Origin of the sequence: Streptomyces sp. f51 (genome assembly GCF_037940415.1) — a bacterium.
In the GTDB taxonomy this organism is placed as follows: domain Bacteria; phylum Actinomycetota; class Actinomycetes; order Streptomycetales; family Streptomycetaceae; genus Streptomyces.
On sequence record NZ_CP149798.1, the window covers coordinates 4,258,700 to 4,284,382 of the forward strand.

Sequence of the window (25,683 nt, forward strand, 5' to 3'; positions counted from 1 at the left end):
TTTAAGACATGGGACTCGAAGAAAAGCTGCCGAGCGGATTCCTGCTGACGACCGTCGAGCAGGCCGCGGGCTGGGTGCGCAAGGCGTCCGTCTTCCCCGCGACATTCGGGCTCGCCTGCTGTGCCATCGAGATGATGACGACCGGCGCCGGGCGCTACGACCTGGCCCGCTTCGGTATGGAGGTCTTCCGCGGGTCGCCCCGCCAGGCCGACCTGATGATCGTGGCCGGCCGGGTGAGCCAGAAGATGGCGCCGGTGCTGCGGCAGGTCTACGACCAGATGCCCAACCCCAAGTGGGTCATTTCCATGGGGGTTTGTGCTTCGTCGGGCGGAATGTTCAACAACTACGCCATTGTGCAGGGAGTCGACCACATCGTCCCGGTCGACATCTATTTGCCCGGATGCCCGCCGCGGCCCGAGATGCTGATGGACGCGATTCTCAAGCTCCACCAGAAGATCCAGAGCACCAAGCTCGGCGTCAACGCCGAAGAAGCGGCCCGCGAGGCGGAGGAAGCGGCGCTCAAGGCGCTTCCCATCATCGAGATGAAGGGCCTGCTGCGGTGAGCGACGCGAACGGCAACGGGGTCAACCCCGAGAAGGACCTGGGCGCCTCCAACCTTCCCGGCCAGCGAGGCGACAAGGGCGAGGAGATCCGCGTCCAGCGCGGCATGTTCGGCGCCAACAACGGAGGCGACACCTCCGGGTACGGCGGCCTGGTCCGCTCGATCCGGCTGCCCGGAGCGGCCACCCGCCCCTACGGCGGCTGGTTCGACGAGGTGGCCGACGAGCTGGAGGGCGCCCTGGAGGAACAGGGACTCGTCCCCGAGAACGTCATCGACAAGACGGTCGTCGACCGCGACGAGATCACGTTCCACGTCGAACGCGAGTACCTGCTCCCCGTCGCCCAGACGCTGCGCGACGACCCGGCCCTCCGGTTCGAGCTGTGCACCGGGGTCTCCGGCGTGCATCACCCGCAGGACAAGGGACGCGAGCTGCACGCCGTCTACCACCTGCGTTCGATCACCCACAACCGGCTGATCCGGCTGGAGGTCAGCGCCCCGGACGCGGACCCGCACGTCCCCTCGCTCGTCTCCGTCTATCCGACGAACGACTGGCACGAGCGCGAGACGTACGACTTCTTCGGCCTGATCTTCGACGGCCACCCCGCGCTGACGCGGATCATGATGCCGGACGACTGGCAGGGCTTCCCGCAGCGCAAGGACTACCCCCTCGGCGGCATCGCCGTCGAGTACAAGGGCGCCCAGATCCCGGCTCCGGACCAGCGGAGGTCGTACTCATGAGCACGCAGACCCCTTCCGGGGCATCGGCCGCCTCGCCCCGCGAGACGACCGAGGGCACCGTATATACGGTCACCGGCGGCGACTGGGACGAGATCGCCCAGTCGGCGGCCAAGTCCGACGACGAGCGCATCATCGTCAACATGGGCCCGCAGCACCCGTCCACCCACGGCGTGCTCCGGCTCATCCTGGAGATCGACGGCGAGACGGTCACCGAGGCCCGCTGCGGCATCGGCTACCTCCACACGGGCATCGAGAAGAACCTCGAGTTCCGCACGTGGACCCAGGGCACCACGTTCGTGACGCGCATGGACTACCTGACGCCGTTCTTCAACGAGACGGCCTACTGTCTCGGCGTCGAGAAGCTCCTCGGCATCACCGACCAGATCCCCGACCGCGCCTCGATCATCCGGGTGCTCCTGATGGAGCTGAACCGACTCTCCTCCCATTTGGTGTGCATCGCCACCGGAGGCATGGAGCTGGGCGCCACCACCATCATGATCTACGGCTTCCGTGACCGTGAGCTCATCCTCGACATCTACGAGCTGATCACGGGCCTGCGGATGAACCACGCGTTCATCCGCCCCGGCGGACTCGCCCAGGACCTGCCCCCGGGCGCGGTGGACCAGATCCGCGAGTTCGTGAAGAAGATGACGAAGAACCTTCCCGAGTACGACAAGCTCGCCACCGGGAACCCCATCTTCAAGGCCCGCATGCAGGACGTCGGCTATCTCGACCTGGCCGGCTGCATGGCCCTCGGCGCCACCGGCCCGATCCTGCGATCGGCGGGCCTGCCGCACGACCTGCGCAAGTCCCAGCCGTACTGCGGCTACGAGACCTACGACTTCGAGGTCCCGACCGCCGACACCTGCGACTCCTACGGGCGCTTCCTGATCCGCCTGGAGGAGATGCGCCAGTCGCTGCGGATCATCGAGCAGTGCCTGGACCGGCTCCAGCCCGGCCCGGTCATGGTCGCCGACAAGAAGATCGCCTGGCCCGCCCAGCTCGCGCTCGGCCCCGACGGTCTGGGCAACTCCCTCGACCACATCAAGAAGATCATGGGCACCTCCATGGAGGCCCTGATCCACCACTTCAAGCTGGTGACCGAGGGATTCCGCGTGCCGCCGGGACAGGCGTACACGGCGGTCGAGTCGCCCAAGGGCGAGCTCGGGGTGCACGTCGTCTCCGACGGAGGCACCCGCCCCTACCGGGTCCACTTCCGCGACCCGTCCTTCACCAACCTTCAGGCCATGGCGGCCATGTGCGAAGGCGGCCAGGTCGCCGACGTCATCGTCGCCGTCGCGTCCATCGACCCCGTGATGGGAGGCGTCGACCGATGACCACCACCCCCGAGGGCGTCAGCCTGGGCATGCCCCAACTGCCCGCGCCCGACTACCCGGCCGACGTCCGGGCCCGACTGGAGGCGGACGCGCGCGAGATCATCGCCCGCTACCCCGACTCCCGCTCGGCGCTCCTTCCGTTGCTGCATCTCGTGCAGTCGCAGGAGGGCCATGTCACCCGCACGGGACAGCGGTTCTGCGCGGAGGTGCTGAACCTGACGACGGCCGAGGTCGCCGCCGTCGCGACCTTCTACTCGATGTACCGGCGCAAGCCCAGCGGTGACTACCAGGTGGGTGTCTGCACCAACACCCTGTGTGCCGTCATGGGCGGCGACGCCATCTTCGAGGCCCTCCAGGACCACCTCGGCGTCGGCAACGGGGAGACCACCGGTGACGGCAAGGTCACCCTGGAGCACATCGAGTGCAACGCGGCCTGTGATTTCGCGCCCGTCGTGATGGTGAACTGGGAGTTCTTCGACAACCAGACCGTGGACTCGGCCAAGCGTCTCGTCGACGACCTGCGCTCCGGCGTCGACGTCGACCCGACCCGCGGCGCCCGGCTGTGCACCTTCAAGGACACCGCCCGGATCCTGGCGGGCTTCCCCGACGAGCGCGAGGGCGCGGTCGACGGCGGCGGCAGCGCGGGCCACGCCTCCCTGGTGGGCCTGCGCCTGGCCAAGGGGGAGAGCGCCCCCGCGCGCGTGGTGCATCCGCGCGGCGGAGGAGCACCTCAGAACCAGCGGCCCGCCGAGCACCCGAGCTCGCACGACGCGCCGCAGGACACGTCGGCCTCCGACCCGTCCCACCCGGCGGGTCCCGTGGCAGAGGAGGGGGAGTGATGACCTTGGCAGCCGAGATCAACGAAACGAGTCCCGAAAAGCTGCTCGCACCCGTGCTGTCGGCCTTCTGGGACGAGGACAGGTCCTGGTCGCTGGACGTCTACCGAAGGCACGAGGGGTACGAGGGCCTGCGCAAGGCACTCGCCATGTCGCCGGACGATCTGATCGCGTACGTCAAGGACTCCGGACTGCGCGGTCGCGGCGGGGCCGGCTTCCCGACCGGAATGAAATGGCAGTTCATTCCCCAGGGAGACGGCAAACCTCACTATCTAGTTGTCAACGCCGACGAATCGGAGCCGGGAACCTGCAAGGACATCCCGCTCCTCTTCGCGAACCCGCACAGCCTCATCGAGGGCATTGTGATCGCGTGCTATGCCATTCGGTCTTCGCATGCCTTCATCTATCTCCGCGGTGAAGTGGTCCCGGTACTGCGGCGGTTGCACGAGGCCGTACGTGAGGCCTACGCGGCGGGCTACCTGGGCGAGAACATCCTGGGCAGCGGACTCGACCTCCAGCTCACCGTGCACGCGGGCGCGGGCGCGTACATCTGCGGTGAGGAGACCGCACTGCTCGACTCGCTCGAAGGCCGTCGCGGCCAACCGCGGCTTCGTCCCCCTTTCCCTGCTGTCGCGGGCCTCTATGCGTGTCCAACTGTTGTGAACAACGTCGAATCCATCGCGTCAGTTCCCGCAATTCTCCACAAAGGCAAGGAATGGTTCAGGTCGATGGGCAGCGAGAAGTCTCCGGGCTTCACGCTCTACTCGCTCAGCGGCCACGTCGCCAGCCCCGGCCAGTACGAGGCACCGCTCGGCATCACTCTTCGTCAACTCCTCGACATGAGCGGCGGGATGCGTCCCGGCCACCGGCTGAAGTTCTGGACGCCGGGCGGCTCCTCGACCCCGATGTTCACCGACGAGCATCTCGACGTCCCTCTTGACTACGAAGGAGTGGGCGCCGCGGGTTCCATGCTCGGCACGAAAGCACTCCAGTGCTTCGACGAGACGACGTGCGTCGTCCGCGCCGTCACCCGCTGGACCGAGTTCTACGCCCACGAGTCCTGCGGCAAGTGCACGCCCTGCCGCGAAGGAACGTACTGGCTCGTCCAGTTGCTCCGTGACATCGAGGCCGGCAAGGGCGTCATGTCCGACCTCGACAAGCTGAACGACATCGCCGACAACATCAACGGCAAGTCCTTCTGCGCCCTCGGCGACGGTGCCGCCTCGCCGATCTTCTCCTCGCTCAAGTACTTCCGCGAGGAGTACGAGCAGCACATCACGGGCCGCGGCTGCCCCTTCGACCCCGCCAGGTCCACGGTCTGGGCGGACAAGCACACGGAGGTGAACGCATGACAGTGACCACCAGCGCTCCCTCCGGAGGCGGGGAAGCGTCGGTCCCGCCGGAGGACCTCGTCTCGCTGACGATCGACGGCGTGGAGATGAGCGTGCCCAAGGGCACCCTGGTCATCCGGGCCGCCGAGCAGCTCGGCATCGAGATCCCCCGGTTCTGCGACCACCCGCTCCTCGACCCGGCCGGTGCCTGCCGCCAGTGCATCGTCGAGGTCGAGGGCCAGCGCAAGCCCATGGCGTCCTGCACGATCACCTGTACGGACGGGATGGTCGTCAAGACTCAACTCACCTCCCAGGTCGCCGAGAAGGCACAGCACGGTGTGATGGAGCTGCTGCTCATCAACCACCCGCTGGACTGCCCGGTCTGCGACAAGGGAGGCGAGTGCCCCCTCCAGAACCAGGCGATGTCGCACGGCAACGCCGAGTCCCGGTTCGAGGGCAGGAAGCGGACCTACGAGAAGCCCGTCCCCATCTCCACGCAGGTGCTGCTCGACCGCGAGCGGTGCGTGCTGTGCGCCCGCTGCACCCGCTTCTCGAACCAGATCGCGGGCGACCCCATGATCGAACTGGTCGAGCGGGGCGCACTCCAGCAGGTCGGCACCGGTGACGGCGACCCCTTCGAGTCGTATTTCTCCGGGAACACGATCCAGATCTGCCCGGTGGGCGCGCTCACGTCGGCGGCGTACCGCTTCCGCTCGCGCCCCTTCGACCTCATCTCCTCGCACTCCGTGTGCGAGCACTGCTCCGGCGGCTGCGCCACGCGCACCGACCACCGGCGCGGCAAGGTGATGCGGCGGCTCGCGGCACCGGACCCCGAGGTCAACGAGGAGTGGCTCTGCGACAAGGGCCGGTTCGGGTTCCGGTACGCGCAGCAGCGCGACCGCCTCGACACCCCCCTGGTGCGCAACAGCGAGGGCGTCCTCGAACCCGCCTCCTGGCCGGAGGCCCTCGAAGCCGCCGCGCAGGGCCTGACGGCGGCCCGCGGCCGGGCCGGTGTCCTCACCGGCGGCCGGCTCACCGTCGAGGACGCCTACGCGTACAGCAAGTTCGCGCGCGTGGCCCTCGACACGAACGACATCGACTTCCGCGCGCGCGTGCACAGTTCCGAGGAGGCCGACTTCCTGGCCGCCCGGATCGCCGGACGCGGCCGGGACCTCGACGGAACCGGTGTCACGTACACCTCGCTGGAGAAGGCACCCGCCGTCCTGCTGGCCGGCTTCGAGTCCGAGGAGGAGGCGCCCGGCGTCTTCCTGCGGCTGCGCAAGGCGTGGCGCGGGCACGGTCAGAAGACCTTCTCCCTCGCCACGCACGCCACCCGCGGTCTGGACAAGGCGGGCGGCACGCTGCTGCCCGCGGCTCCCGGCACCGAGACCGAGTGGCTGGACGCGCTCGCGAGCGGGGTCGGCCTGGACGAGGACGGCAGCAGGGCCGCCGAGGCGCTGCGCACCGAAGGCGCCGTGATCGTCGTCGGCGAGCGGCTCGCCGCCGTGGCGGGCGGGCTGACCGCCGCCGTGCGGACCGCGACCGCCACGGGCGCCCGGCTGGTGTGGATCCCGCGCCGGGCCGGAGAACGCGGTGCGGTCGAGGCCGGCGCGCTTCCGTCGCTGCTGCCGGGCGGCCGTCCGGCCACCGATCCGCGCGCGCGGGACGAGGTCGCGGCCGCCTGGGGCGTCTCCGAACTCCCGCACCGCTACGGCCGTGACACCGGCCAGATCGTGGAAGCGGCCGTCGGCGGCGAACTACGGGCCCTGGTGGTCGCGGGCGTGGAGGTCGCCGACCTGCCCGATCCGGCACGCGCGCGTGCGGCCCTGTCCGAAGTGGGCTTCCTGGTGTCGCTCGAACTGCGGCCCAGCGAGGTCACCGAGTACGCCGACGTCGTCCTGCCGGTCGCCGCGGCCGCCGAGAAGGCCGGGAGCTTCCTCAACTGGGAAGGCAGGGTCCGCTCCTTCGAGGCCGCGCTCAAGCCCGACCAGATGACCCGGCGTCTCGCGCCCGCCGACGCGCGGGTCCTCCAGATGCTGGCCGACGCCATGGACGTACACCTCGGGCTGCCGGATCTTCGCACCACGCGCGCGGAACTCGACCGGCTCGGCGCCTGGGACGGGCCGAGGGCCGACGAACCGCGTGAGGCCGGGGTGCAGATGCCGCGTCCCGCCGCCGGAGAGGCCGTACTGGCCGGGCACCGGCTGCTGCTCGACCAGGGACGCCTCCAGGAGGGCGACGAGGCGCTCGCCGGGACCCGGCACGCCGCACGCGCGTGCGTGTCGGCCGCCACCGCCGCCGAGGCGGGGGTCAAGGACGGAGACCTCATCGCCGTGACCGGTCCCGCCGGAGCGGTCGAACTCCCGCTCCGGATCACCGAGATGCCCGACCGCGTGGTCTGGCTCCCGCTGAACTCGACCGGTGGGGGCGTCGCCTCCGACACCGGGGCGCTGCCCGGCGCACTCGTCCGCATCGGCCCGGCGACCGTCGCCGCCGAGGCCCCCAAGGAGGTGGAGGCATGAGGCCGTACCTCGCCACGGAAGACCTCTCGATGTTCGGCCACGACCCCTGGTGGCTGGTCGTCGTCAAGGCGGTGTTCTGCTTCGCCTTCCTGATGGTGACCGTGCTCTTCTCCATCGTCTGGGAGCGCAAGGTCGTCGCCTGGATGCAGTTGCGCATCGGCCCCAACCGGCACGGGCCCTGGGGCATGCTCCAGTCGCTCGCCGACGGCGTGAAGCTGATGCTCAAGGAAGACGTCATCGTCAAGCGCGCGGACAAGGTGGTCTACGTCCTCGCGCCGATCGTGGCGGCCATCCCGGCCTTCATGGCGATCGCGGTGATCCCCTTCGGGCCGGCGGACAACGAGGTCTCGATCTTCGGTCAGCGCACCACGATGCAGCTCACCGACCTGCCGATCGCGATGCTCTACATCCTCGCGGTGGCCTCGGTGGGCATCTACGGGATCGTGCTGGCCGGCTGGAGCTCCGGATCCACCTACCCGCTCCTCGGCGGCCTGCGCTCCTGCGCCCAGATGATCTCGTACGAGATCGCCATGGGTGCCGCGTTCGCCTCCGTGTTCCTCTACTCCGGTTCGATGTCGACCTCGACGATCGTCGAGCAGCAGCACGACCGCTGGTACATCGTCCTGCTGCCGGTCTCCTTCCTGATCTACGTCGTGACGATGATCGGCGAGACCAACCGGGCCCCGTTCGACATGCCGGAGTCCGAGGGCGACCTGGTCGGCGGCTTCAACACCGAGTACTCGTCGATCAAGTTCGCGCTCTTCATGCTCGCCGAGTACGTGAACATGGTGACGGTCTCGGCCGTGTCCACGACGCTCTTCCTGGGCGGCTGGCGGGCCCCGTGGCCGATCAGCAGCTTCTGGGAGGGCGCCAACCACGGCTGGTGGCCGATGCTCTGGTTCGTGGTGAAGGTGCAGCTGCTGCTGTTCTTCTTCATCTGGCTGCGCGGCACGCTCCCGCGTGTCCGCTACGACCAGCTGATGAAGCTCGGCTGGAAGGTGCTCATCCCGGTCTCCGTGGTCTGGCTGATGCTCGTCGCGACGGTGCGGACGCTGCGCAACGAGCACTACGACTTCGCGGACATCGCCCTGTACGTGGGCGGAGGCGTCCTCGCCCTGCTGCTGCTGTCGTTCGTGGCGGACATCTTCCGCGACAAGCAGGGCCGGGAGACGCCCCCCGCAGAGCCCGCCGCCTTCGACCCGATGGCCGGCGGATTCCCCGTGCCCCCGCTGCCCGGACAGGAGCTGCCGCCGGTACCGCGGCGCCGTCCGCGCCGCGAGCGGGAGCTGATTGTCAGTGGCGGGTCCGATACTGCGAGTGATGGATCGGTTACCGGATCTCGTGACGGAAAGGAGGGGTCCGATGGCTGAGGAGCCGAAGGAGACCAAACCGGGTTTCCAGAACCCCGTCGCCGGTTTCGGCGTGACCTTCAAGGCCATGTTCAAGAAGCGGCTGACCGAGCAGTACCCGGAACAGCAGAAGACGACCGCACCGCGGTTCCACGGCCGGCACCAGCTCAACCGCCATCCGGACGGCCTGGAGAAGTGCGTCGGCTGTGAGCTGTGCGCCTGGGCCTGTCCGGCGGACGCGATCTATGTGGAGGGCGCGGACAACACCGAGGAGGAGCGCTACTCCCCGGGTGAGCGCTACGGCCGCGTCTACCAGATCAACTACGCCCGCTGCATCCTGTGCGGCCTGTGCATCGAGGCGTGCCCCACGCGCGCGCTGACGATGACGAACGAGTTCGAGCTCGCGGACAGCAGTCGCGCCAACCTCATCTACACCAAGGAGCAGCTGCTCGCCGGGCTCCAGGAAGGCATGGTCGAGACACCGCACTCGATCTTCCCGGGCACGGACGAGCAGGACTACTACCGAGGCCTGGTGACCGAGGCGGCGCCCGGCACCGAGCGCCAGGTGGCCGTCTCCCAGGGCGAGTCGCACCCCTCGGCGAGCCCGTCGGGCCCGTCCGCCGGAGAGGGGGCGCAGGCATGACCGCCAACCTGGCCGCGTACGCGACCTCCACCGGGGAGGCCTTCCAGTTCTGGGTCCTCGGGACCGTCGCGGTGATCGGCGCCCTGTGCACCGTCTTCATGAGGAAGGCCGTGCACAGCGCGCTGTGTCTCGCCGGAACCATGATCATCCTGGCGGTGTTCTACCTCGCCAACGGCGCCTACTTCCTGGGCATCGTCCAGGTCGTCGTCTACACCGGCGCGATCATGATGCTCTTCCTCTTCGTCGTCATGCTCGTCGGTGTCACCGCGGCGGACTCGCTGAAGGAGACCATCAAGGGCCAGCGCTGGCTGGCCCTGCTCTGCGGACTCGGCTTCGGCATCCTGCTGTTCGCCGGTATCGGCAACGCGTCCATCCAGGACTTCGACGGCCTGTCGAAGGCGAACTCCGCCGGCAACGTGGAGGGCCTCGCCGCCCTCATCTTCACGAAGTACGTGTTCGCCTTCGAGATCACCGGCGCCCTGCTCATCACGGCCACCATCGGCGCCATGGTGCTCACCCACCGCGAGCGCACGGAGCGCGCCAAGACCCAGCGCGAGCTGTCCGAGCAGCGCGTGCGCGAGGGCAAGCACCTGCCGCCGCTGCCGGCACCGGGTGTCTACGCCCGGCACAACGCGGTGGACATCGCCGGCCTGCTCCCCGACGGCACCCCGTCCGAGCTGACCGTCAGCAAGACGCTGCGCGACCGCGGGCAGATCCGTGACGTGTCGGCCGACGCGCTGAACGACCTGAAGGCGCTTGAGCAGCGTTCCGAGGAGCGCCTGGAGCGCACGAAGCCGGAGGAGGCGTCCAAGTGAATCCGGTCAACTACCTCTATCTCGCCGCTCTGTTGTTCACGATCGGCGCCACCGGTGTCCTGATCAGACGGAACGCGATCGTGGTGTTCATGTGCATCGAGCTCATGCTCAACGCCTGCAACCTCGCCTTCGTCGTCTTCTCCCGGATGCACGGCAATCTCGACGGCCAGATCATCGCCTTCTTCACGATGGTCGTCGCCGCCGCGGAGGTCGTGGTCGGGCTCGCGATCATCGTGTCGCTGTTCCGTTCCCGCCACTCGGCCTCGGTCGACGACGCCAGCCTGATGAAGCTGTAAGGGGTCGCTGAATCGTGGAGAACCTGATTGCGCTGCTTGTCGCGGCGCCTCTGCTCGGAGCGGCCGTACTGCTGTGCGGCGGACGTCGGCTGGACGCCGTCGGTCAGTGGATCGGCACCGTGCTCGCGGCCGCCTCCTTCGTGATCGCCGTCGTGCTCTTCGCCGACATGCTGGGGAAGAGTCCGGACGACCGGACGTTCACGCAGCATCTGTTCAGCTGGATCGCCGTCGGAAACTTCCGCGCGGACGTCGGCTTCCAGCTCGACCAGCTGTCGATGACGTTCGTCCTGCTGATCACCGGCGTCGGCTCGCTGATCCACCTGTACTCGATCGGGTACATGGAGCACGACGAGCGCCGCCGCCGCTTCTTCGGCTATCTGAACCTGTTCCTGGCGGCGATGCTGCTGCTCGTCCTCGCCGACAACTACCTCCTGCTGTACGTCGGCTGGGAGGGCGTCGGTCTCGCCTCGTACCTGCTGATCGGCTTCTGGCAGCACAAGCCCAGCGCGGCCACCGCCGCCAAGAAGGCCTTCCTGGTCAACCGCGTCGGCGACATCGGCCTGTCCATCGGCATCATGCTGATGTTCACGACCTTCGGGACCTTCGCCTTCGGGCCGCTGCTCGGCACCGAGGGCCACGCGGGGATCGCCGGGGACGCCACCCAGGGCAAGCTCACCGCCATCGCGCTGATGCTCCTGCTCGCCGCGTGCGGCAAGTCGGCCCAGGTGCCGCTCCAGTCCTGGCTCGGGGACGCGATGGAGGGCCCGACCCCGGTCTCGGCCCTCATCCACGCCGCCACCATGGTGACCGCGGGCGTGTACCTGATCGTGCGGTCGGCCGCGATCTTCAACGCGGCACCCGACGCCCAGCTCGTCGTCACCGTCGTCGGCGGGGTCACGCTCCTGTTCGGTGCGATCGTCGGTTGCGCGAAGGACGACATCAAGAAGGCGCTCGCCGGCTCGACCATGTCGCAGATCGGCTACATGGTGCTGGCGGCGGGCCTCGGCCCGATCGGCTACGTCTGGGCGATCATGCACCTGGTGACGCACGGCTTCTTCAAGGCCGGGCTCTTCCTCGGTGCCGGTTCGGTCATGCACGGCATGAACGACGAGGTCGACATGAGGAAGTTCGGCGGCCTCAGGAAGTACATGCCGATCACGTTCGTGACCTTCGGTCTCGGCTATCTCGCGATCATCGGCTTCCCGTTCCTGTCCGGCTTCTTCTCCAAGGACAAGATCATCGAGGCGGCCTTCGCCAAGGGAGGCACCGAGGGCTGGATCCTCGGCGGCGTGGCCCTGCTGGGCGCCGCGATCACCGCGTACTACATGACGCGCGTGATGATCATGACCTTCTTCGGGGAGAAGCGCTGGCAGCCCGACGGCGAGGGCCATGAGCCCCACCCGCACGAGTCGCCCAGCTCCATGACGATCCCGATGATCGTGCTGGCCTTCGGCTCGGTCTTCGCGGGCGGCTTCTTCAGCTTCGGCGACCACTTCCTGCACTGGCTGGAGCCGGTCACCGGACACTCGGAGGGCGACTCGCCCGTGAGCGCCCTCACCGTCACCCTGGCCACCATGGTGCTGCTCGTCGTCGGTGCCGGCATCGCCTACCTCCAGTACGGACGCAGCTCCGTCCCGGTGGTCGCCCCGCGCGGCTCCGTGCTCACCCGCGCCGCCCGGCGCGACCTCTACCAGGACGACTTCAACCATGTCGTGCTGGTACGCGGCGGTGAGCACCTCACCCGCTCCCTGGTGTACGTCGACCACACCCTGGTCGACGGGGTCGTCAACGGGACGGCCGCCTCGGTGGGCGGCCTCTCCGGACGGCTGCGCAAGCTCCAGAACGGCTATGCGCGCAGTTACGCGGTCTCGATGTTCGGCGGCGCGGCGATCCTCGTCGCCGCGACCCTGCTGATGAGGGCGGTCTGATACCGATGTCCTTTCCTCTGCTGACAGCGACGGCGGCGCTCCCGGCCCTCGGGGCGATCGCCACGGCCGCCGTGCCGGCCGCGCAGCGCGTCGCGGCCAAGTGGCTGGCGCTGCTCGTCTCCCTGGGCACGCTGGCACTCGCCGCGGTCACCCTGGTGCGCTTCGACCCGGGCGGTGCCCGCTACCAGCTCACCGAGTCCCACGCCTGGATCCCGGACTTCGGGGTGCGCTACCAACTGGGCGTGGACGGCATCGGGGTGGCGCTCGTCGCGCTCACCGCGCTGCTGATGCCGTTCGTGATCCTGGCGGGCTGGCACGACGCCGACCCGCACGAGACCGGAAGCAGGCGCTGGCGTCCGACCCAGGGCTTCTTCGCCCTGATCCTGGCCGTCGAGGCGATGGTGATCATCTCCTTCGAGGCCACCGACGTCTTCCTCTTCTACATCTTCTTCGAAGCCATGCTGATCCCGATGTACTTCCTCATCGGCGGCTTCGGGGACCGGGCCCACGAGCACGGCGACGAGGCGGCGGCGACCCAACGCTCGTACGCCGCGGTGAAGTTCCTCCTCTACAACCTGGTCGGCGGCCTGATCATGCTGGCCGCCGTGATCGGCCTCTACGTGGTGGCCGGGAGCTTCTCGCTCCAGGAGATCGTCCACGCGCGGGCCAACGGGTCGCTGCACATGGCGACCAGCACCGAGCGGTGGCTCTTCCTCGGCTTCTTCTTCGCCTTCGCGGTGAAGGCGCCCCTGTGGCCGCTGCACACCTGGCTGCCCAACGCCATGGGCGAGGCCACCGCACCGGTCGCGGTGCTGATCACGGCGGTCGTCGACAAGGTCGGCACCTTCGCGATGCTCCGCTTCTGCCTCCAGCTCTTCCCGGAGGCGAGCAAGTGGGCGACGCCCGCGATCCTCGTCCTGGCGCTGATCAGCATCGTCTACGGGGCACTGCTCGCGGTCGGACAGCGGGACATCAAGCGGCTGGTCGCCTACGCGTCGATCTCGCACTTCGGGTTCATCATCCTGGGCATCTTCGCGATGACCAGCCAGGGCCAGTCGGGCGCGACGCTCTACATGGTCAACCACGGGATCTCGACCGCCGCCCTGATGCTGGTGGCCGGCTTCCTGATCTCGCGCCGCGGCTCGCGTCTCATCGCGGACTACGGAGGGGTGCAGAAGGTGGCCCCGGTGCTCGCCGGCACCTTCCTGATCGGCGGCCTCGCGACGCTCTCGCTCCCGGGGCTCGCGCCCTTCGTGAGTGAATTCCTGGTCCTGGTCGGCACGTTCACCCGATACCCGGTGGTCGGCATCATCGCCACCTTCGGCATCGTCCTCGCCGCGCTGTACACCCTCGTGCTCTACCAGCGGACGATGACCGGCCCGGTCAAGGCCGAGGTGGCCGAGATGCCGGACCTCAGGGTGCGCGAGCTCCTGGTGGTCGCCCCGCTGATCGCTCTGCTGATCTTCCTGGGCGTCTTCCCGAAGCCGCTCACCGACATCGTCAACCCGGCGGTCAAGCAGACCATGTCAGATGTACACAAGACGGACCCCCAGCCCGCGGTGGAGGCGGCCAAGTGAGCGCATCAGCCGTCCACAGCCTGTGGACAACAGCGGCAACCGCGGCCCAGCCGATCTCCAAGATCGACGCACCGAAGATCGAATATGGGCAATTGTCGCCCACCTTGATCGTTCTCGGCGCGGCGGTCATCGGGGTTCTGGTCGAGGCCTTCGTTCCGCGCAAGTCCCGTTACTACGCGCAGGTGTTCGTCGCCGTCGTCGCCCTGGCGGCGGCCTTCTCCGCGGTCGTCGCGCTCGCGGCGGGCGGATACGGCACCACGAAGGCGCACATCGCGGCCATGGGCGCGATCGCCGTCGACGGACCGGCCCTGTTCCTCCAGGGCACGATCCTGCTCGCCGGAATCCTCGGCGTCTTCACGTTCGCCGAGCGGCGCCTCGACCCGCAGGCGCACGGAAACCGGGTCGACGCCTTCGCCGCGCAGGCCGCGTCGGTGCCCGGCAGCGACAGCGAGAAGGCCGCAGTGAAGGCCGGGTTCACCACCACCGAGGTGTTCCCGCTGCTGCTCTTCGCGATCAGCGGCATGCTGGTCTTCCCCGCGGCCAACGACCTGCTGACGCTGTTCGTCGCCCTGGAGGTCTTCTCTCTGCCGCTGTACCTCCTGTGCGCCGTGGCCCGCCGCAAGCGGCTCATGTCGCAGGAGGCGGCGGTCAAGTACTTCCTCCTCGGAGCCTTCGCCTCCGCGTTCACGCTCTTCGGCATCGCCCTGCTGTACGGCTACGCGGGCTCGGTGTCGTACGCGACGATCGCGCACGTCGTCGACGGCACGATCACGAACGTCGACCCGGCGCTCGCCGGCACCATGGGCAACGACGTACTGCTGCTCATGGGCATGGCGCTGGTCGTCATGGGCCTGCTCTTCAAGGTCGGCGCGGTGCCCTTCCACATGTGGACGCCCGACGTCTACCAGGGCGCGCCGACCCCGGTCACCGGCTTCATGGCCGCGGCGACGAAGGTGGCGGCGTTCGGCGCGCTGCTGCGCCTGCTGTACGTCGTCCTGCCGGGCATGCGCTGGGACTGGCGGCCGGTCATGTGGGCCGTGGCGATCGTCACCATGCTGGGCGGCGCGATCGTCGCGATCACCCAGACCGACATCAAGCGGCTCCTGGCGTACTCGTCGATCGCGCACGCCGGATTCATCCTCGCCGGTGTCATCGCGACCTCGCCCGACGGTGTCTCCTCGGTCCTCTTCTACCTGGCCGCGTACTCCTTCGTCACGATCGGCGCCTTCGCGGTCGTCACGCTCGTACGGGACGCGGGCGGAGAGGCCACGCATCTGTCCAAGTGGGCGGGCCTCGGACGCAGGTCGCCTCTGGTGGCCGCGGTGTTCGCGGTCTTCCTGCTCGCCTTCGCCGGTATCCCGCTCACCTCGGGATTCGCCGGAAAGTTCGCCGTGTTCAAGGCGGCGGCCGAGGGCGGCGCGGGCGCGCTGGTCGTGGTCGGTGTGATCTCGTCGGCGATCGCGGCGTTCTTCTACATCCGCGTGATCGTGCTGATGTTCTTCAGTGAGCCGAAGCCCGAGGGGCCGACGGTCGCCGTGCCGTCCCCGCTGACCATGACGGCCATCGCGGTCGGTGTGGCGGTCACGGTGGTGCTCGGTGTGGCGCCGCAGTACTTCCTGAACCTGGCCGGCCAGGCCGGGGTCTTCGTGCGCTGAGCAGGCCCGCCCGCGGCCCGGGCCCCGCTCCCTCGGGGGGAGCGGGGCCCGGGCCGTTCTCAGTGCCCGGTGTGCCCGGTGTGGGCGGTACCCATGGAACCGGTGTGCGCGGTGGAGGACGACCCCTTGTGCGCGGCCGACGACGAACCGGTGTGGGCCGTGGACGACGAGCCGGTGTGAGCCGTGGAAGACGAGCCGGTGTGGGCCGTCCCGGACGAGCTCGTGTGCCCCATGTCCGCCTTGCCGGTGTGGGCCGGGGCCGCCGGACACTTCACCCTGGGGTTCCAGCGGTCGAACAGCCCGTTGGGATTCTGCTTCCACAGCCAGACGTGCAGGTCGTAGTGGATCGGCATACCGGGGTAGTGGCCCGGCATCGGGCCGTCGAACTTCTGGCCGCCGAACATCGACGGCCGGTCCTTGGTGGTCTTCATGTTCTGGTCGGAGTCCAGGACGATCCACTCGACCCCGGCGAGCTTGCGCTTTCCGTCCTTGCCGTCCTCGAAGAGGAGGGCCGAGGGCTTCGCCGGATCCAGCGAGCCGTAGCGGGACTCGTTGAAGTAGTGGTAGCCCATGCTGCCGTGCCCCGCGGGATCCGAGGAGCACTGGTGCGGGACGTATCCGTCGGCCAGGGCGACCTTCTCGTCGAGGTACTTGACGCTGGCCACGTACGCGGTGACCAGGTCCCGCATGGCCTTCGGGTCGACCGGGCGGTTCGCGGCCGGGGCCGGAGCCGCGGACAGGGCGAGCGAGGCCGCGGCGGCTGTCATGAGGGTGATGGCGGTCCTGAGGGGACGCTGGGACATGCGATGACTCCTAGAGACACGAGAGAGGCGTACGGACTGCACGGGTCCGTCGGCTGCGGGCCCCCTCCTCCCGCCCGAGCAGCATGGCCCTCGGCTCCGAGGCGCCGCCATGCGGGCGGGGCCAACGGGTTGAACCCGGCCGGGGCGCGCCGCGCGGGGGAGTGAGACGCGACGGGCGCCGGTACGCGGGGAAGCCGGTCGGTCGCAGCCTGTGGACAACTCTCGGACTGTCGGCGCGGACCCCTATCGTGGACGCAGTGGTCGAGATGCGGCGTACGGGGGACGGAACGATGGGCGGGACGGGTGTGATGACCGGAGCGGACGCGACGGAGAAGCCGGGCGAGAGCGAGGCACGGGCCACCCTCCACCGGGTCTTCGGGTACGACGCCTTCCGCGGCGAACAGGAAGCGATCGTCGAGCATGTGGTGGCGGGCGGCGACGCCGTCGTCCTGATGCCGACCGGTGGCGGGAAGTCCCTCTGCTATCAGATTCCTTCCCTGGTCAGACCAGGTACGGGCGTGGTCGTCTCCCCGCTCATCGCGCTCATGCAGGACCAGGTGGACGCGCTGCGGGCGCTGGGCGTGCGCGCCGGGTTCATGAACTCCACCCAGGACTTCGACGAGCGGCGCGTGGTCGAGGCGGAGTTCCTGTCCGGAGAACTCGACCTGCTGTATCTCGCCCCCGAGCGGCTGCGCCTCGACAGCACGCTGGACCTGCTGTCCCGCGGGAAGATCTCGGTCTTCGCGATCGACGAGGCGCACTGTGTGGCCCAGTGGGGCCACGACTTCCGTCCCGACTATCTGGCGCTCTCCCTGCTCGGTGAACGCTGGCCGGACGTCCCGCGCATCGCGCTCACCGCCACCGCGACCCGTGCGACGCACAAGGAGATCACCCAGCGCCTCGGCATGCCCGCGGCCCGCCACTTCGAGGCGAGCTTCGACCGCCCCAACATCCAGTACCGGATCGTTCCCAAGGCCGACCCGAAGAAGCAGCTGCTGTCCTTCCTGCGCGAGGAGCACACGGGCGACGCCGGGATCGTCTACTGCCTCTCGCGCAACTCCGTGGAGAAGACGGCGGAGTTCCTCTCCCGCAACGGCGTCGAGGCGGTGCCGTACCACGCGGGCCTGGACTCGGGCACCCGTGCCACGCACCAGTCCCGCTTCCTGCGCGAGGAGGGCCTCGTGGTGGTCGCCACGATCGCCTTCGGCATGGGCATCGACAAGCCGGACGTGCGGTTCGTCGCCCACCTGGACCTGCCGAAGTCGGTCGAGGGCTACTACCAGGAGACGGGCCGCGCCGGCCGTGACGGACTCCCCTCCACGGCCTGGATGGCGTACGGCCTTCAGGACGTGGTCCAGCAGCGCAAGATGATCCAGGGCTCGGAGGGCGACGAGGCGTTCAGACGCCGGGCCGCCAGCCATCTGGACTCGATGCTCGCCCTGTGCGAGACGGCCCAGTGCCGGCGCTCCCAGCTCCTGGCCTACTTCGGCCAGGACCCCGACACCCCGGCCTGCGGCAACTGCGACACCTGTCTGACACCGCCGGAGACCTGGGACGGCACGGTCGCGGCGCAGAAGCTGCTGTCCACGGTGGTACGCCTCCAGCGCGAGCGGGGGCAGAAGTTCGGCGCGGGCCAGATCGTCGACATCCTGCTGGGGCGGAAGACCGCCAAGGTGATCCAGTTCGACCACGACCAGCTGTCCGTCTTCGGTATCGGCGAGGAGCTGGCGGAGTCCGAATGGCGCGGTGTCGTACGGCAGCTGCTGGCCCAGGGGCTGATCGCGGTCGAGGGCGAGTACGGGACGCTGGTGCTCACCGAGGCCAGTGGGACCGTGCTGCGGCGTGAGCGCGACGTGCCCCTGCGCAAGGAGGCGCCGAAGCCGGCCACGTCCAGGTCGTCGGGGTCCAAGGGCGAGCGCAAGGCCAAGTCGGCCGCGGCCGAGCTGCCCGCCGAGCTCGTTCCCGCGTTCGAGGCGCTGCGGGCCTGGCGCGGCGATCAGGCCCGGGAACAGGGCGTCCCGGCGTACGTCATCTTCCATGACGCCACGCTGCGGGAGATCGCCACGGTGTGGCCCACCTCCGTAAAGGACCTGGGCGGGATCAGCGGGGTGGGCGAGAAGAAGCTGGCCACGTACGGAGAGGGCGTCGTCGCGGTGCTGGCCTCACTGGCCGACGGCCCGCCCGCGGCCACTCCGACCGCTCCGGCGACTCCGCCGGCTCCGACCGCTCCGGCCACTCGGGCCGTTCCGACCGCCGGAAGACCCGCGGCCGTACCGGCTCCGGTGCCCGCCGCGGGACCGGACCCGGACTGGCCCGAGCTGGACCAGGAGCCGCCCGAGGACTGGATGTAGCGGTTCGCGGCAGGGGTGCGGGCAGGCGCGGGGCGGAGGCGAGCCTCCGCACGTCCCTCCGGGCACCGTCGGCTCCGCAGGTCTTCTCCGGGCTCCGTCGGCCCCGGATGCCGCTCCGGGCTCCGTCGGCCCTGCCGGTCCCTCCGGGCTCCGTGGGGCACGGTGGCCAGGGCTCTGGCCACCGTGACACGGACCTCGTTCCCCCTGCGGGGCGGCTCCCGGGTCCCTTACAGGGAGACGGCCGGCGTGATGCGGCCCCGGACCTCGCCGAGGCCCACCCGGGTCCCGCCCGGTCCCGGAGCCCAGGCCGTCAGGGTGACCTCGTCGCCGTCCTCGAGGAACGTGCGCTTGCCGTCGGGGAGTTCGAGTGCGTCGCGCCCGTTCCAGGTGAGTTCGAGCAGGGAGCCGCGCTCGCCCTCGGTGGGGCCGCTGACGGTCCCGGAGCCGTAGAGGTCACCGGTGCGCAGGGAGGCGCCGTTGACCGTCATGTGGGTCAGCTGCTGGGCGGCCGTCCAGTACATGGTCGAGAAGGGGGGCTCGGAGACGACGTGGCCGTTGATGGCCACGGAGATCCGGAGGTCGTAGCCACCCGGCTCCTCGGTGGCGTCGTCGAGATAGGGGAGGAGGGGGTGCGTGCGGACGGGCGGGGCCACGAGGGCGTCGTCCAGGGCGTCCAGCGGGGTGATCCACGCCGACACGGAGGTGGCGAAGGACTTGCCGAGGAAGGGGCCCAGCGGGACGTACTCCCAGGCCTGGACATCACGGGCCGACCAGTCGTTGAGCAGGCAGAGGCCGAAGACGTGGTCGCGGTAGTCGCCGAGAGGCACCGGCCGGCCCTGCTGCGAGGGGGTGCCGACGACGAAGCCGACCTCCGCCTCGATGTCCAGACGGACGGAGGGGCCGAAGACCGGGGCGGCGTCCGCGGGGGCCTTGCGCTGGCCCGAAGGACGGACGACATCCGTGCCGGACACCACGACCGTGCCCGATCGGCCGTGGTAACCGATCGGCAGATGCTTCCAGTTGGGCGTGAGGGAGTCGGCGGCGTCCGGGCGGAAGATCTGGCCGACGTTCCGGGCGTGGTTCTCGGAGGCGTAGAAGTCGACGTAGTCGGCGACGGTGAACGGGAGGTGCATGGTCACGTCGGACAGCGGGTGGAAGTGGGGAGCGAGGGTCTCCCGGTGGGCCGGGACGGTCACCCAGGCCGTCAGCGCGCGCCGGACGTCGGACCACGCGGTGCGGCCCGCGGCGAGCAGCGGATCCAGACTCGGCTGTGCGAGCAGCCCGGCGTAGGGGGAGCCGAGCGAGCGGGCGGCGGCGCCCGCGTCGAGCACGTGGTCGCCGAGTCGTACGCCGACGCGTCGCTCGGGGTCGCCGGCCGGGTCGGTCAGGGAGAACACGCCGTACGGCAGGTTGTGCGGGCCGAAGGGATCGCCCTCGGGGACATCGAAGGGGGGCATCGGTTGGTGCCTCGCTTTCGGATTCGTACTCGCCATGTGAGCCATGCGTTCCACGCGTTTCATGTGGTCGGGGCACACGTTACGGGGGAGGGGCCCCGCTGTGGCAGGGCCTAAAGGGTTGGCAATGTCCGAATTGGCCGTGTCGGGCACGGAGATTCCGGCTCGGCGTGGCTCGTGGCTCCCCGTGGGGCACACCCCTGAACACCCCTGGGGACCACCGTGACAGGTTTTCGCGGGGTGTCCCGGTGAGGGCTTCGCCCGGGCTTCGGCGCACTTCGCCGGGCCTCCTCGGGAGGCTTCGGCGGCGTTCTCCGGATCGCTAATTCGGCTGTCGCGCAGGCGCGTTGAGGAGGTGAGGACACTGGTTGCCCTGCGTCCAGGGGGTGTTGGGGTGTTGTGGTCGGTCGTGTTCGGGAAAGTCGGTGTGGGCGGAAGCGGAGCCTGGGTGATCCGAATCGGTCGCAACGCGCTTACCGCCGTACGGTGAACGGCGTTGCAGACGGGATACCGGACGTCGTCCGGTTCACGCCGGGCCGATGAGTCGTGGGATCCGTATTCTTCGGATCATGGCCGCTCCGACTGCATATTCACTCATCGCCACTGACCTGGACGGAACGCTGCTGCGCGGCGACGACACACTCTCCGACCGGTCACGCGCCGCGTTGGCGAAGGTGACCCGGGCAGGTGCCCGGCATCTCGTGGTCACGGGCCGACCCGCACCGCGCGTGCGACCGTTTCTCGACGAACTCGGCGGTGAGGGACTGGCGGTGTGCGGGCAGGGGGCGCAGCTCTACGACGCCGCCACGGACCGCATGCTGTGGTCGGTGACGCTGGAGAGAGAGCTGGCGGAGACGGCGCTCGGCAAGATCGAGGCGGAGGTCGGGATGCTGTACGCGGCGGTCGACCAGGACGGCGTGGACGGTCTGACGCTCATCGAGCCGGGCTATGTCATGCCGCATCCGACGCTGCCGGCGGTGCGGGTGCCACGGCGGGACGACCTCTGGGCGGAGCCGATCAGCAAGGTGTTGCTCCGTCACCCGTCCTTGTCCGACGACGAGTTGGCGTCAGCGGCACGGGGAGTGGTCGGTTCGCTGGCGACGGTGACCATGTCGGGGCCCGGTACCGTCGAACTCCAGCCATGCGGGGTGACCAAGGCGACGGGTCTCGCTCTCGCCGCGGCGCATCTCGGACTCAGCCCGTCCGCGACGCTCGCCTTCGGGGACATGCCCAACGACATTCCGATGTTCGACTGGGCGGCCCGCGGTGTGGCGATGGCCAACGCGCATCCGGAACTGAAGTCGGTGGCCGACGAGATCACGCTGTCGAACGAGGACGACGGGATCGCGGTGGTGCTGGAGCGCGTCTTCGGCTTCTGACGGCGCCGGTGCGCTCGCCGGCCGAACCGGTGCGCCTGCCGGCGGAGGCGCACCCGCCCGCGAAGCACCCGTATCTGCACCCGCACCCGCCGACGGTCCCAGAAGGAGCCGTCGGCGGGTGCGGGGGAAGAACGAGGTGTCGGGGTGGATCAGTAGGCGCCGTTGACGTTGTCGATGGAGCCGTAGGTCTTGGCCGCGTAGTTGCAGGCGGCGGTGATGTTCGCGACCGGGTCGTAGATGTTCATCGACGTGCCGGCGACGTGGTACGCCTGGAAGGTCGGGTCGATGACCTGGAGCAGACCCTTGGAGGGGATGCCTGCGGCGGCGTTGGAGTCCCAGTTGTTGATGGCGTTGGGGTTGCCGGAGGACTCGCGCATCACGTTGCGGTGGATGCCGTCGTAGCTGCCGGGGATGCCCGCCTTGGCCATGACGTCGAGGGATTCCTTGATCCAGCCATCGAGGTTGTTGGCGTACGTCTTGGCGGAGGCCTGGGTGACCGTGGCGGTCGTGGTCTTGGCCACGGCGGCGGTCGCGTTCGCCGTGGTGCGGACGGTCGTCGACCCCAGCGACTTCGTGCCGACGGTCAGCTTCAGGCCCGGGCGGATCAGGGCGGGGTTGTCGCCGATGACCGCGCGGTTCGCCGCGTACAGCTTCTTCCAGCCACCGCTCTTGGGGTACTTCTGCGCCACCTTGGACAGGGTGTCGCCGGCGACGACCTTGTAGGTGACGAGCTGCACGTTGGGGACCACCGCGGTGTGGGCCGTCTTCGCGATCTGGGGGGCCTGCGCCGGGGTGGCGGCGCTGGCGCCGGTGGCGCTCACGAGCGGGAGGGCGAGGGCGATGCCGCCCGTGCCGGCGGCGAGCATGCCCCGGGTGATGACGTTGGACTTCTTGCTGCGGTGCTTGCCTCGTACGGGCATGACGAATTTCCTCTCCGACGCCTGCGAGGTGAGCTGTCGGGTTCGGGCGGGAGATGCCCGGCCGCGCTGTGGGCGCGGCTTCACCCCAAGCCGGTCCGGTATGTCCGGATCGGCGGCTTACCTGTGGTTCCCCCGCTCCTGCCGTGCGTGGGTCGATGGGTTGCCGGGCGGCGGCAGGATTCGGCGATCCGCCCGGGGTCGACCAGAACGTATGCGAGAGCACATGTCCGAAACAAGACGAGATTTGACCGCGAAGATCGCTTTCTCCTGGTTAAGGGCGGGGTAAAAAGTCCGTTTGTACCGGAATTGGATCCTCAACTTGCCTATGGCAAAGGGGTTGGGTCGAGCGGGCCTCGGGGCGGGAGCCCGGCTCGCCGGTGACTCAACTCACGAGACCAAAGGGCGTTAACGCGGCACGAGGGGCAATTCGGGCATCACGCTCGCGTTTAAGGGCGTCACCGGGACCTCCCGAGCGCGCCGAGCGTCCCCTGGTGGGGCGGGAATTGTGGCGTGGACCACGTCGGGGCGGGCGGGGCCGCCTCCGCGAGGGGTGGGTGGGGTCACCGGTCGGGAGCCGGCCGGGCCCGGGCGGACGCGAGGTGAAGTGCCGCGCGCGGCAACGGGGTTCGGCGTTCGGTGCCCCGGCCTGCGGGCGGGGGCGCAGGCGAGGCGGGCGCGGGTCGGGGCGTGGCCCGACCCGGTGAACTCCCCTGCCCCGCAAGCCTCCTGAGCCGCGGCGAGCCCCTGCCTCGCAAGCCTCCTGAGCCGAGGCAAGCCCCCTACCTCGCAAGCGCTCTGCCTCGCAGCGTCCCGCCCAGGCAGGCCTTCCGCCCAGGCAGGCCTTCCGCCCAGGGAAGCGTCCCGCGCCGCCAGCGGCCGCCCTGCGCGTAACCCGCACCCCCGCAAGCCCCCTTGGCCGCAAAGGTCTCTGCCCCGCGAGCCTGCTGGGCCGCAAAGCTCTCTGCCTCGCAAGCCCCCGGCCCCCCTGGCCCCCGCCCCCCTGGCCCCCGCACCCCCCGGCCCCCGCACCCTCTGAGCCCCCGCACCCCCTGAGCCCTGTCAGCCCGAGGTGCGCGGGGTTCTCTTCTCCCAGGTCCGGTGGAAGACGACCTCGTCGCCGTCCTTGCAGACGAGTTCGTCGGTCGTGACGAAGTCCCGCGCGTCGCAGGTCGTGGTGGAGGTCGTCTCGACGCGGGCGTCCCAGGGCAGGTCCGGGCGGTGCAGCCGGATCGACCAGGTCGAGCGGGCGCGCGCGGACAGCGGGTCCGACGTCTCGATCGTGTACGTCTCCCGCCCCTCCTCCGTGCATTCGAGGCCGTCGGGATGGACACGGGTGCCGCCCTGGCCCGAGGCCACCTCCAGACGCCAGGTCTCCGCGGCCACGTCCCGCAGCACCAGTCGCTGCGGCGGGGGCTCGTCCAGGGTCGCGGAGACGGTCACCCCGAGGGGCTCGGACTCCTCGGGTTCGCCGAAGGTGATCGACGGGTCCGACTCCCGTGTCCGTACGGGGAGTTCGAGGACGCTGCCGATCGGCTCCAGGGTGAAACCGGCCTCCGAGCCCGGCTCGGGCCAGATCCAGGGCCAGTACGCGGAGGACACGCCCAGCCGGATGCGGTGGCCCGCCGGGAAGGCGTAGCCGATGGCGTTCAGGTCGAACACCACGTGTTCCGTGCTGCCCGGAGTCCAGGGAACCGTCCGGCCGGGACCCCGGCGCGCCGACAGGTTCAGGGCGCCCCGGGTGACGAGCGTGGACGCTCCGTCCGGCGCCACGTCGCACAGCCGGGCGATCACCTGGCCCCTGGGCACCGCGGACGTCAGCCGCAGATTGACCCGGGGGCGGCCCAGCACCCAGGTCTCCTCCGTCACCTCGAACTCGAAACAGGCCGACCGGGCGTCCTCCTCCCGCTGGTCGGGCGGCAGGCCGGCGTCGTCGCCGAAGGGGAAGGGGCGGCCCGCGTCGACCCCCGTGTGCTGTGGGGACCGCACCGGCACCGGGGTTCCCTGGAGCGCGTACGCGACCGGGGTCACCGAGGGTGAGGGCCAGGCAGGCTCGCCCACCCAGTGGCCGGGGATGCGCGGGTACACGGTCGCCGGAGGATGCGCGTCCATCACGTACGAGCGGAGCAGGGGCACGGAGAGCGGGTCCGTCTCCTTGTCCTTGAGCCAGTGGTCCCACCAGCGCAGCGTCTCCTGGAGGAAGCCGATCGCCGGCCCGGGCGGCAGGTCGCGGTCCGGGTACTGGCGGGACCAGGGGCCGATGAGACCCCGTACGCGATCCGGGGGAAGGTTCCGCACCAGGCGCAGCACCGTGTCGCGGTGCGGGTCGTGCCAGCCGCCGACCGCGAGGACCGCCGCGCGGACGGTCCCGTACTCCTCGCGGGTGCCGTGAGGGCCGTACGGGTCGTCGGTCCTGTGCTCCGGCCGGGTGTGCGTGGAGGGCGCGGCCGCCGCCAGTCGCTTCTCCCACATGTCCCGCCACATCCCCTCGCCCACGTGCGCGGGGTCCGGCGGGCGGGCGGCGAAGGCGAGCCGGGCGGCCGACCGGGCGTATGTGCCGACGGCGGGAACGGAACCTCCGGCGTGGTGGGCGTCGTTGTCAGGGAGGTCGTCGCTCGGGCAGACCGTGACGACCGCCTTGAGCGGCGCGGGCGCGCGGGCCGCGACGCGAAGGGAGTGGAGACCGCCCCACGCGATCCCGAACATGCCGACCCGGCCCGTGCACCAGGGCCGGGCGGCCAGCCAGGAGACCACCTCCACCCCGTCGTCCGTGTCGGTCTCCGCGTGCTCGTCGCCCGGCACGCCCTCCGAGTTCCCGTGGCCGCGCGCGTCCACGCGCACGGAGGCGTAGCCGTGCCCGGCGTACCAGGGATGGCGCTGCTGGTCGCGCGGGGCCGTCCAGTCGGTCAGGCGGTACGGGAGGTACTCGAGGAGCGCCGGTACGGGTTCCCCGGTCAGCGGCCGCCAGATCCGGGCGTACAGGCGGGTGCCGTCCGGGAGAGGGACGAGGGCGTCCTCATGAGTGGTCTCGTAGGGGAAGGACGTACGGATGTGCATGAGCGTCACCTCGGTGGACGGAATGCCTCGTGCGGCACGGCCCGGGAACGGAACCGTCGGGTCCCGGCCGTGCGGGGGACGGGCCGTCGGGTCCCGGTCGGGTGTGGGACGGGTCGTCGGGTCCCGGTCGCGC

Annotated in this window: 19 protein-coding genes and 1 riboswitch; of the genes, 15 read left to right on the top strand and 4 right to left on the bottom strand. The window is 69.9% G+C overall.

The features are described from left to right. The first annotated feature begins 8 nt into the window (after window positions 1-8). Genes WJM95_RS18635 through nuoN form a run of 13 tightly spaced genes read left to right on the top strand, consistent with a single transcriptional unit; the run spans window position 9 to window position 15,589 of the window. Entirely contained in the window at window positions 9-563 is a 555-nt protein-coding gene (locus WJM95_RS18635) for an NADH-quinone oxidoreductase subunit B family protein (RefSeq protein WP_339130849.1), read from the top strand. Next, window positions 560-1,300 carry an NADH-quinone oxidoreductase subunit C gene (locus WJM95_RS18640; protein WP_339130850.1) on the top strand — a complete coding sequence of 247 codons (741 nt, stop codon included), beginning with the start codon at window positions 560-562 and terminating at the stop codon, window positions 1,298-1,300. The genes WJM95_RS18635 and WJM95_RS18640 overlap by 4 nt, the downstream gene beginning before the upstream one ends. Next, window positions 1,297-2,637 (top strand): NADH-quinone oxidoreductase subunit D, encoded by a 1,341-nt coding sequence (locus WJM95_RS18645; protein ID WP_339130851.1) that lies wholly within the window; start codon window positions 1,297-1,299, stop codon window positions 2,635-2,637. Before WJM95_RS18640 ends, WJM95_RS18645 begins: the two co-directional genes overlap by 4 nt. Then, entirely contained in the window at window positions 2,634-3,476 is an 843-nt protein-coding gene (gene nuoE / locus WJM95_RS18650; RefSeq protein ID WP_339130852.1) for an NADH-quinone oxidoreductase subunit NuoE, read from the top strand. The genes WJM95_RS18645 and nuoE overlap by 4 nt, the downstream gene beginning before the upstream one ends. Next, complete coding sequence (gene nuoF / locus WJM95_RS18655; protein WP_339130853.1) at window positions 3,473-4,825, top strand: NADH-quinone oxidoreductase subunit NuoF; 1,353 nt, start codon at window positions 3,473-3,475, stop codon at window positions 4,823-4,825. Before nuoE ends, nuoF begins: the two co-directional genes overlap by 4 nt. After that, window positions 4,822-7,326, top strand: a complete 2,505-nt coding sequence (locus WJM95_RS18660; RefSeq protein ID WP_339130854.1) for an NADH-quinone oxidoreductase subunit G — start codon at window positions 4,822-4,824, stop codon at window positions 7,324-7,326. Before nuoF ends, WJM95_RS18660 begins: the two co-directional genes overlap by 4 nt. Further along, complete coding sequence (gene nuoH / locus WJM95_RS18665; RefSeq protein ID WP_339130855.1) at window positions 7,323-8,696, top strand: NADH-quinone oxidoreductase subunit NuoH; 1,374 nt, start codon at window positions 7,323-7,325, stop codon at window positions 8,694-8,696. The genes WJM95_RS18660 and nuoH overlap by 4 nt, the downstream gene beginning before the upstream one ends. Beyond that, window positions 8,689-9,318 (top strand): NADH-quinone oxidoreductase subunit NuoI, encoded by a 630-nt coding sequence (gene nuoI / locus WJM95_RS18670; protein ID WP_339130856.1) that lies wholly within the window; start codon window positions 8,689-8,691, stop codon window positions 9,316-9,318. Before nuoH ends, nuoI begins: the two co-directional genes overlap by 8 nt. Further along, the gene (locus WJM95_RS18675) at window positions 9,315-10,133 is read left to right on the top strand and encodes an NADH-quinone oxidoreductase subunit J (RefSeq protein WP_339130857.1); all 819 of its coding nucleotides are present in this window, start codon (window positions 9,315-9,317) and stop codon (window positions 10,131-10,133) included. Before nuoI ends, WJM95_RS18675 begins: the two co-directional genes overlap by 4 nt. After that, window positions 10,130-10,429: an NADH-quinone oxidoreductase subunit NuoK gene (nuoK, locus tag WJM95_RS18680; protein ID WP_009190046.1), complete on the top strand. Its 300-nt coding sequence runs from the start codon at window positions 10,130-10,132 to the stop codon at window positions 10,427-10,429. Before WJM95_RS18675 ends, nuoK begins: the two co-directional genes overlap by 4 nt. A gap of 14 nt (window positions 10,430-10,443) precedes the next feature. Continuing rightward, a complete protein-coding gene (gene nuoL / locus WJM95_RS18685) occupies window positions 10,444-12,357 on the top strand; it encodes an NADH-quinone oxidoreductase subunit L (RefSeq protein ID WP_339130858.1) in 1,914 nt (637 codons plus the stop codon). 5 nt (window positions 12,358-12,362) lie between these two features. Then, complete coding sequence (locus WJM95_RS18690; RefSeq protein ID WP_339130859.1) at window positions 12,363-13,934, top strand: NADH-quinone oxidoreductase subunit M; 1,572 nt, start codon at window positions 12,363-12,365, stop codon at window positions 13,932-13,934. Next, entirely contained in the window at window positions 13,931-15,589 is a 1,659-nt protein-coding gene (gene nuoN, locus WJM95_RS18695) for an NADH-quinone oxidoreductase subunit NuoN (protein WP_339130860.1), read from the top strand. Before WJM95_RS18690 ends, nuoN begins: the two co-directional genes overlap by 4 nt. 59 nt (window positions 15,590-15,648) lie before the next feature. Here nuoN and WJM95_RS18700 read toward each other — a convergent pair whose 3' ends face one another. Continuing rightward, on the bottom strand, window positions 15,649-16,392 hold the full coding sequence (locus WJM95_RS18700) for a hypothetical protein (protein WP_339130861.1): 744 nt from the start codon (window positions 16,390-16,392) through the stop codon (window positions 15,649-15,651). 290 nt (window positions 16,393-16,682) lie between these two features. On the opposite strand from WJM95_RS18700, the gene recQ reads away from it, so the two are divergent. After that, window positions 16,683-18,743, top strand: coding sequence for a DNA helicase RecQ (recQ, locus tag WJM95_RS18705; protein ID WP_339135667.1), 2,061 nt, complete (start codon window positions 16,683-16,685; stop codon window positions 18,741-18,743). A gap of 227 nt (window positions 18,744-18,970) precedes the next feature. Here the strand turns inward: recQ and fahA are convergent, their stop codons facing one another. Then, the gene (gene fahA, locus WJM95_RS18710; RefSeq protein WP_339130862.1) at window positions 18,971-20,200 is read right to left on the bottom strand and encodes a fumarylacetoacetase; all 1,230 of its coding nucleotides are present in this window, start codon (window positions 20,198-20,200) and stop codon (window positions 18,971-18,973) included. A 566-nt stretch (window positions 20,201-20,766) separates the two neighbouring features. Between fahA and WJM95_RS18715 the strand changes: the two genes are divergently transcribed. Next, a complete protein-coding gene (locus WJM95_RS18715; RefSeq protein ID WP_339130863.1) occupies window positions 20,767-21,576 on the top strand; it encodes an HAD family hydrolase in 810 nt (269 codons plus the stop codon). A gap of 149 nt (window positions 21,577-21,725) precedes the next feature. Here WJM95_RS18715 and WJM95_RS18720 read toward each other — a convergent pair whose 3' ends face one another. Continuing rightward, a complete protein-coding gene (locus tag WJM95_RS18720; protein ID WP_339130864.1) occupies window positions 21,726-22,496 on the bottom strand; it encodes a LysM peptidoglycan-binding domain-containing protein in 771 nt (256 codons plus the stop codon). Between the two features lie 3 nt (window positions 22,497-22,499). Next, a riboswitch (cyclic di-AMP (ydaO/yuaA leader) is annotated at window positions 22,500-22,692 on the bottom strand. A gap of 863 nt (window positions 22,693-23,555) precedes the next feature. After that, window positions 23,556-25,550 (bottom strand): CocE/NonD family hydrolase, encoded by a 1,995-nt coding sequence (locus WJM95_RS18725; RefSeq protein ID WP_339130865.1) that lies wholly within the window; start codon window positions 25,548-25,550, stop codon window positions 23,556-23,558. Window positions 25,551-25,683 lie beyond the last annotated feature (133 nt).

Bases quoted from the DNA above. Each gene is read 5' to 3' on its own strand.
- WJM95_RS18635 (WP_339130849.1), top strand. From the start codon at position 9: ATGGGACTCGAAGAAAAGCTGCCGAGCGGATTCCTGCTGACGACCGTC.
- WJM95_RS18645 (WP_339130851.1), top strand. From the start codon at position 1,297: ATGAGCACGCAGACCCCTTCCGGGGCATCGGCCGCCTCGCCCCGCGAG.
- nuoE (WP_339130852.1), top strand. From the start codon at position 2,634: ATGACCACCACCCCCGAGGGCGTCAGCCTGGGCATGCCCCAACTGCCC.
- WJM95_RS18660 (WP_339130854.1), top strand. From the start codon at position 4,822: ATGACAGTGACCACCAGCGCTCCCTCCGGAGGCGGGGAAGCGTCGGTC.
- nuoH (WP_339130855.1), top strand. From the start codon at position 7,323: ATGAGGCCGTACCTCGCCACGGAAGACCTCTCGATGTTCGGCCACGAC.
- nuoI (WP_339130856.1), top strand. From the start codon at position 8,689: ATGGCTGAGGAGCCGAAGGAGACCAAACCGGGTTTCCAGAACCCCGTC.
- WJM95_RS18675 (WP_339130857.1), top strand. From the start codon at position 9,315: ATGACCGCCAACCTGGCCGCGTACGCGACCTCCACCGGGGAGGCCTTC.
- WJM95_RS18690 (WP_339130859.1), top strand. From the start codon at position 12,363: ATGTCCTTTCCTCTGCTGACAGCGACGGCGGCGCTCCCGGCCCTCGGG.
- WJM95_RS18700 (WP_339130861.1), bottom strand. From the start codon at position 16,392: ATGTCCCAGCGTCCCCTCAGGACCGCCATCACCCTCATGACAGCCGCC.
- recQ (WP_339135667.1), top strand. From the start codon at position 16,683: ATGGGCGGGACGGGTGTGATGACCGGAGCGGACGCGACGGAGAAGCCG.
- fahA (WP_339130862.1), bottom strand. From the start codon at position 20,200: ATGCCCCCCTTCGATGTCCCCGAGGGCGATCCCTTCGGCCCGCACAAC.
- WJM95_RS18715 (WP_339130863.1), top strand. From the start codon at position 20,767: ATGGCCGCTCCGACTGCATATTCACTCATCGCCACTGACCTGGACGGA.
- WJM95_RS18720 (WP_339130864.1), bottom strand. From the start codon at position 22,496: ATGCCCGTACGAGGCAAGCACCGCAGCAAGAAGTCCAACGTCATCACC.
- WJM95_RS18725 (WP_339130865.1), bottom strand. From the start codon at position 25,550: ATGCACATCCGTACGTCCTTCCCCTACGAGACCACTCATGAGGACGCC.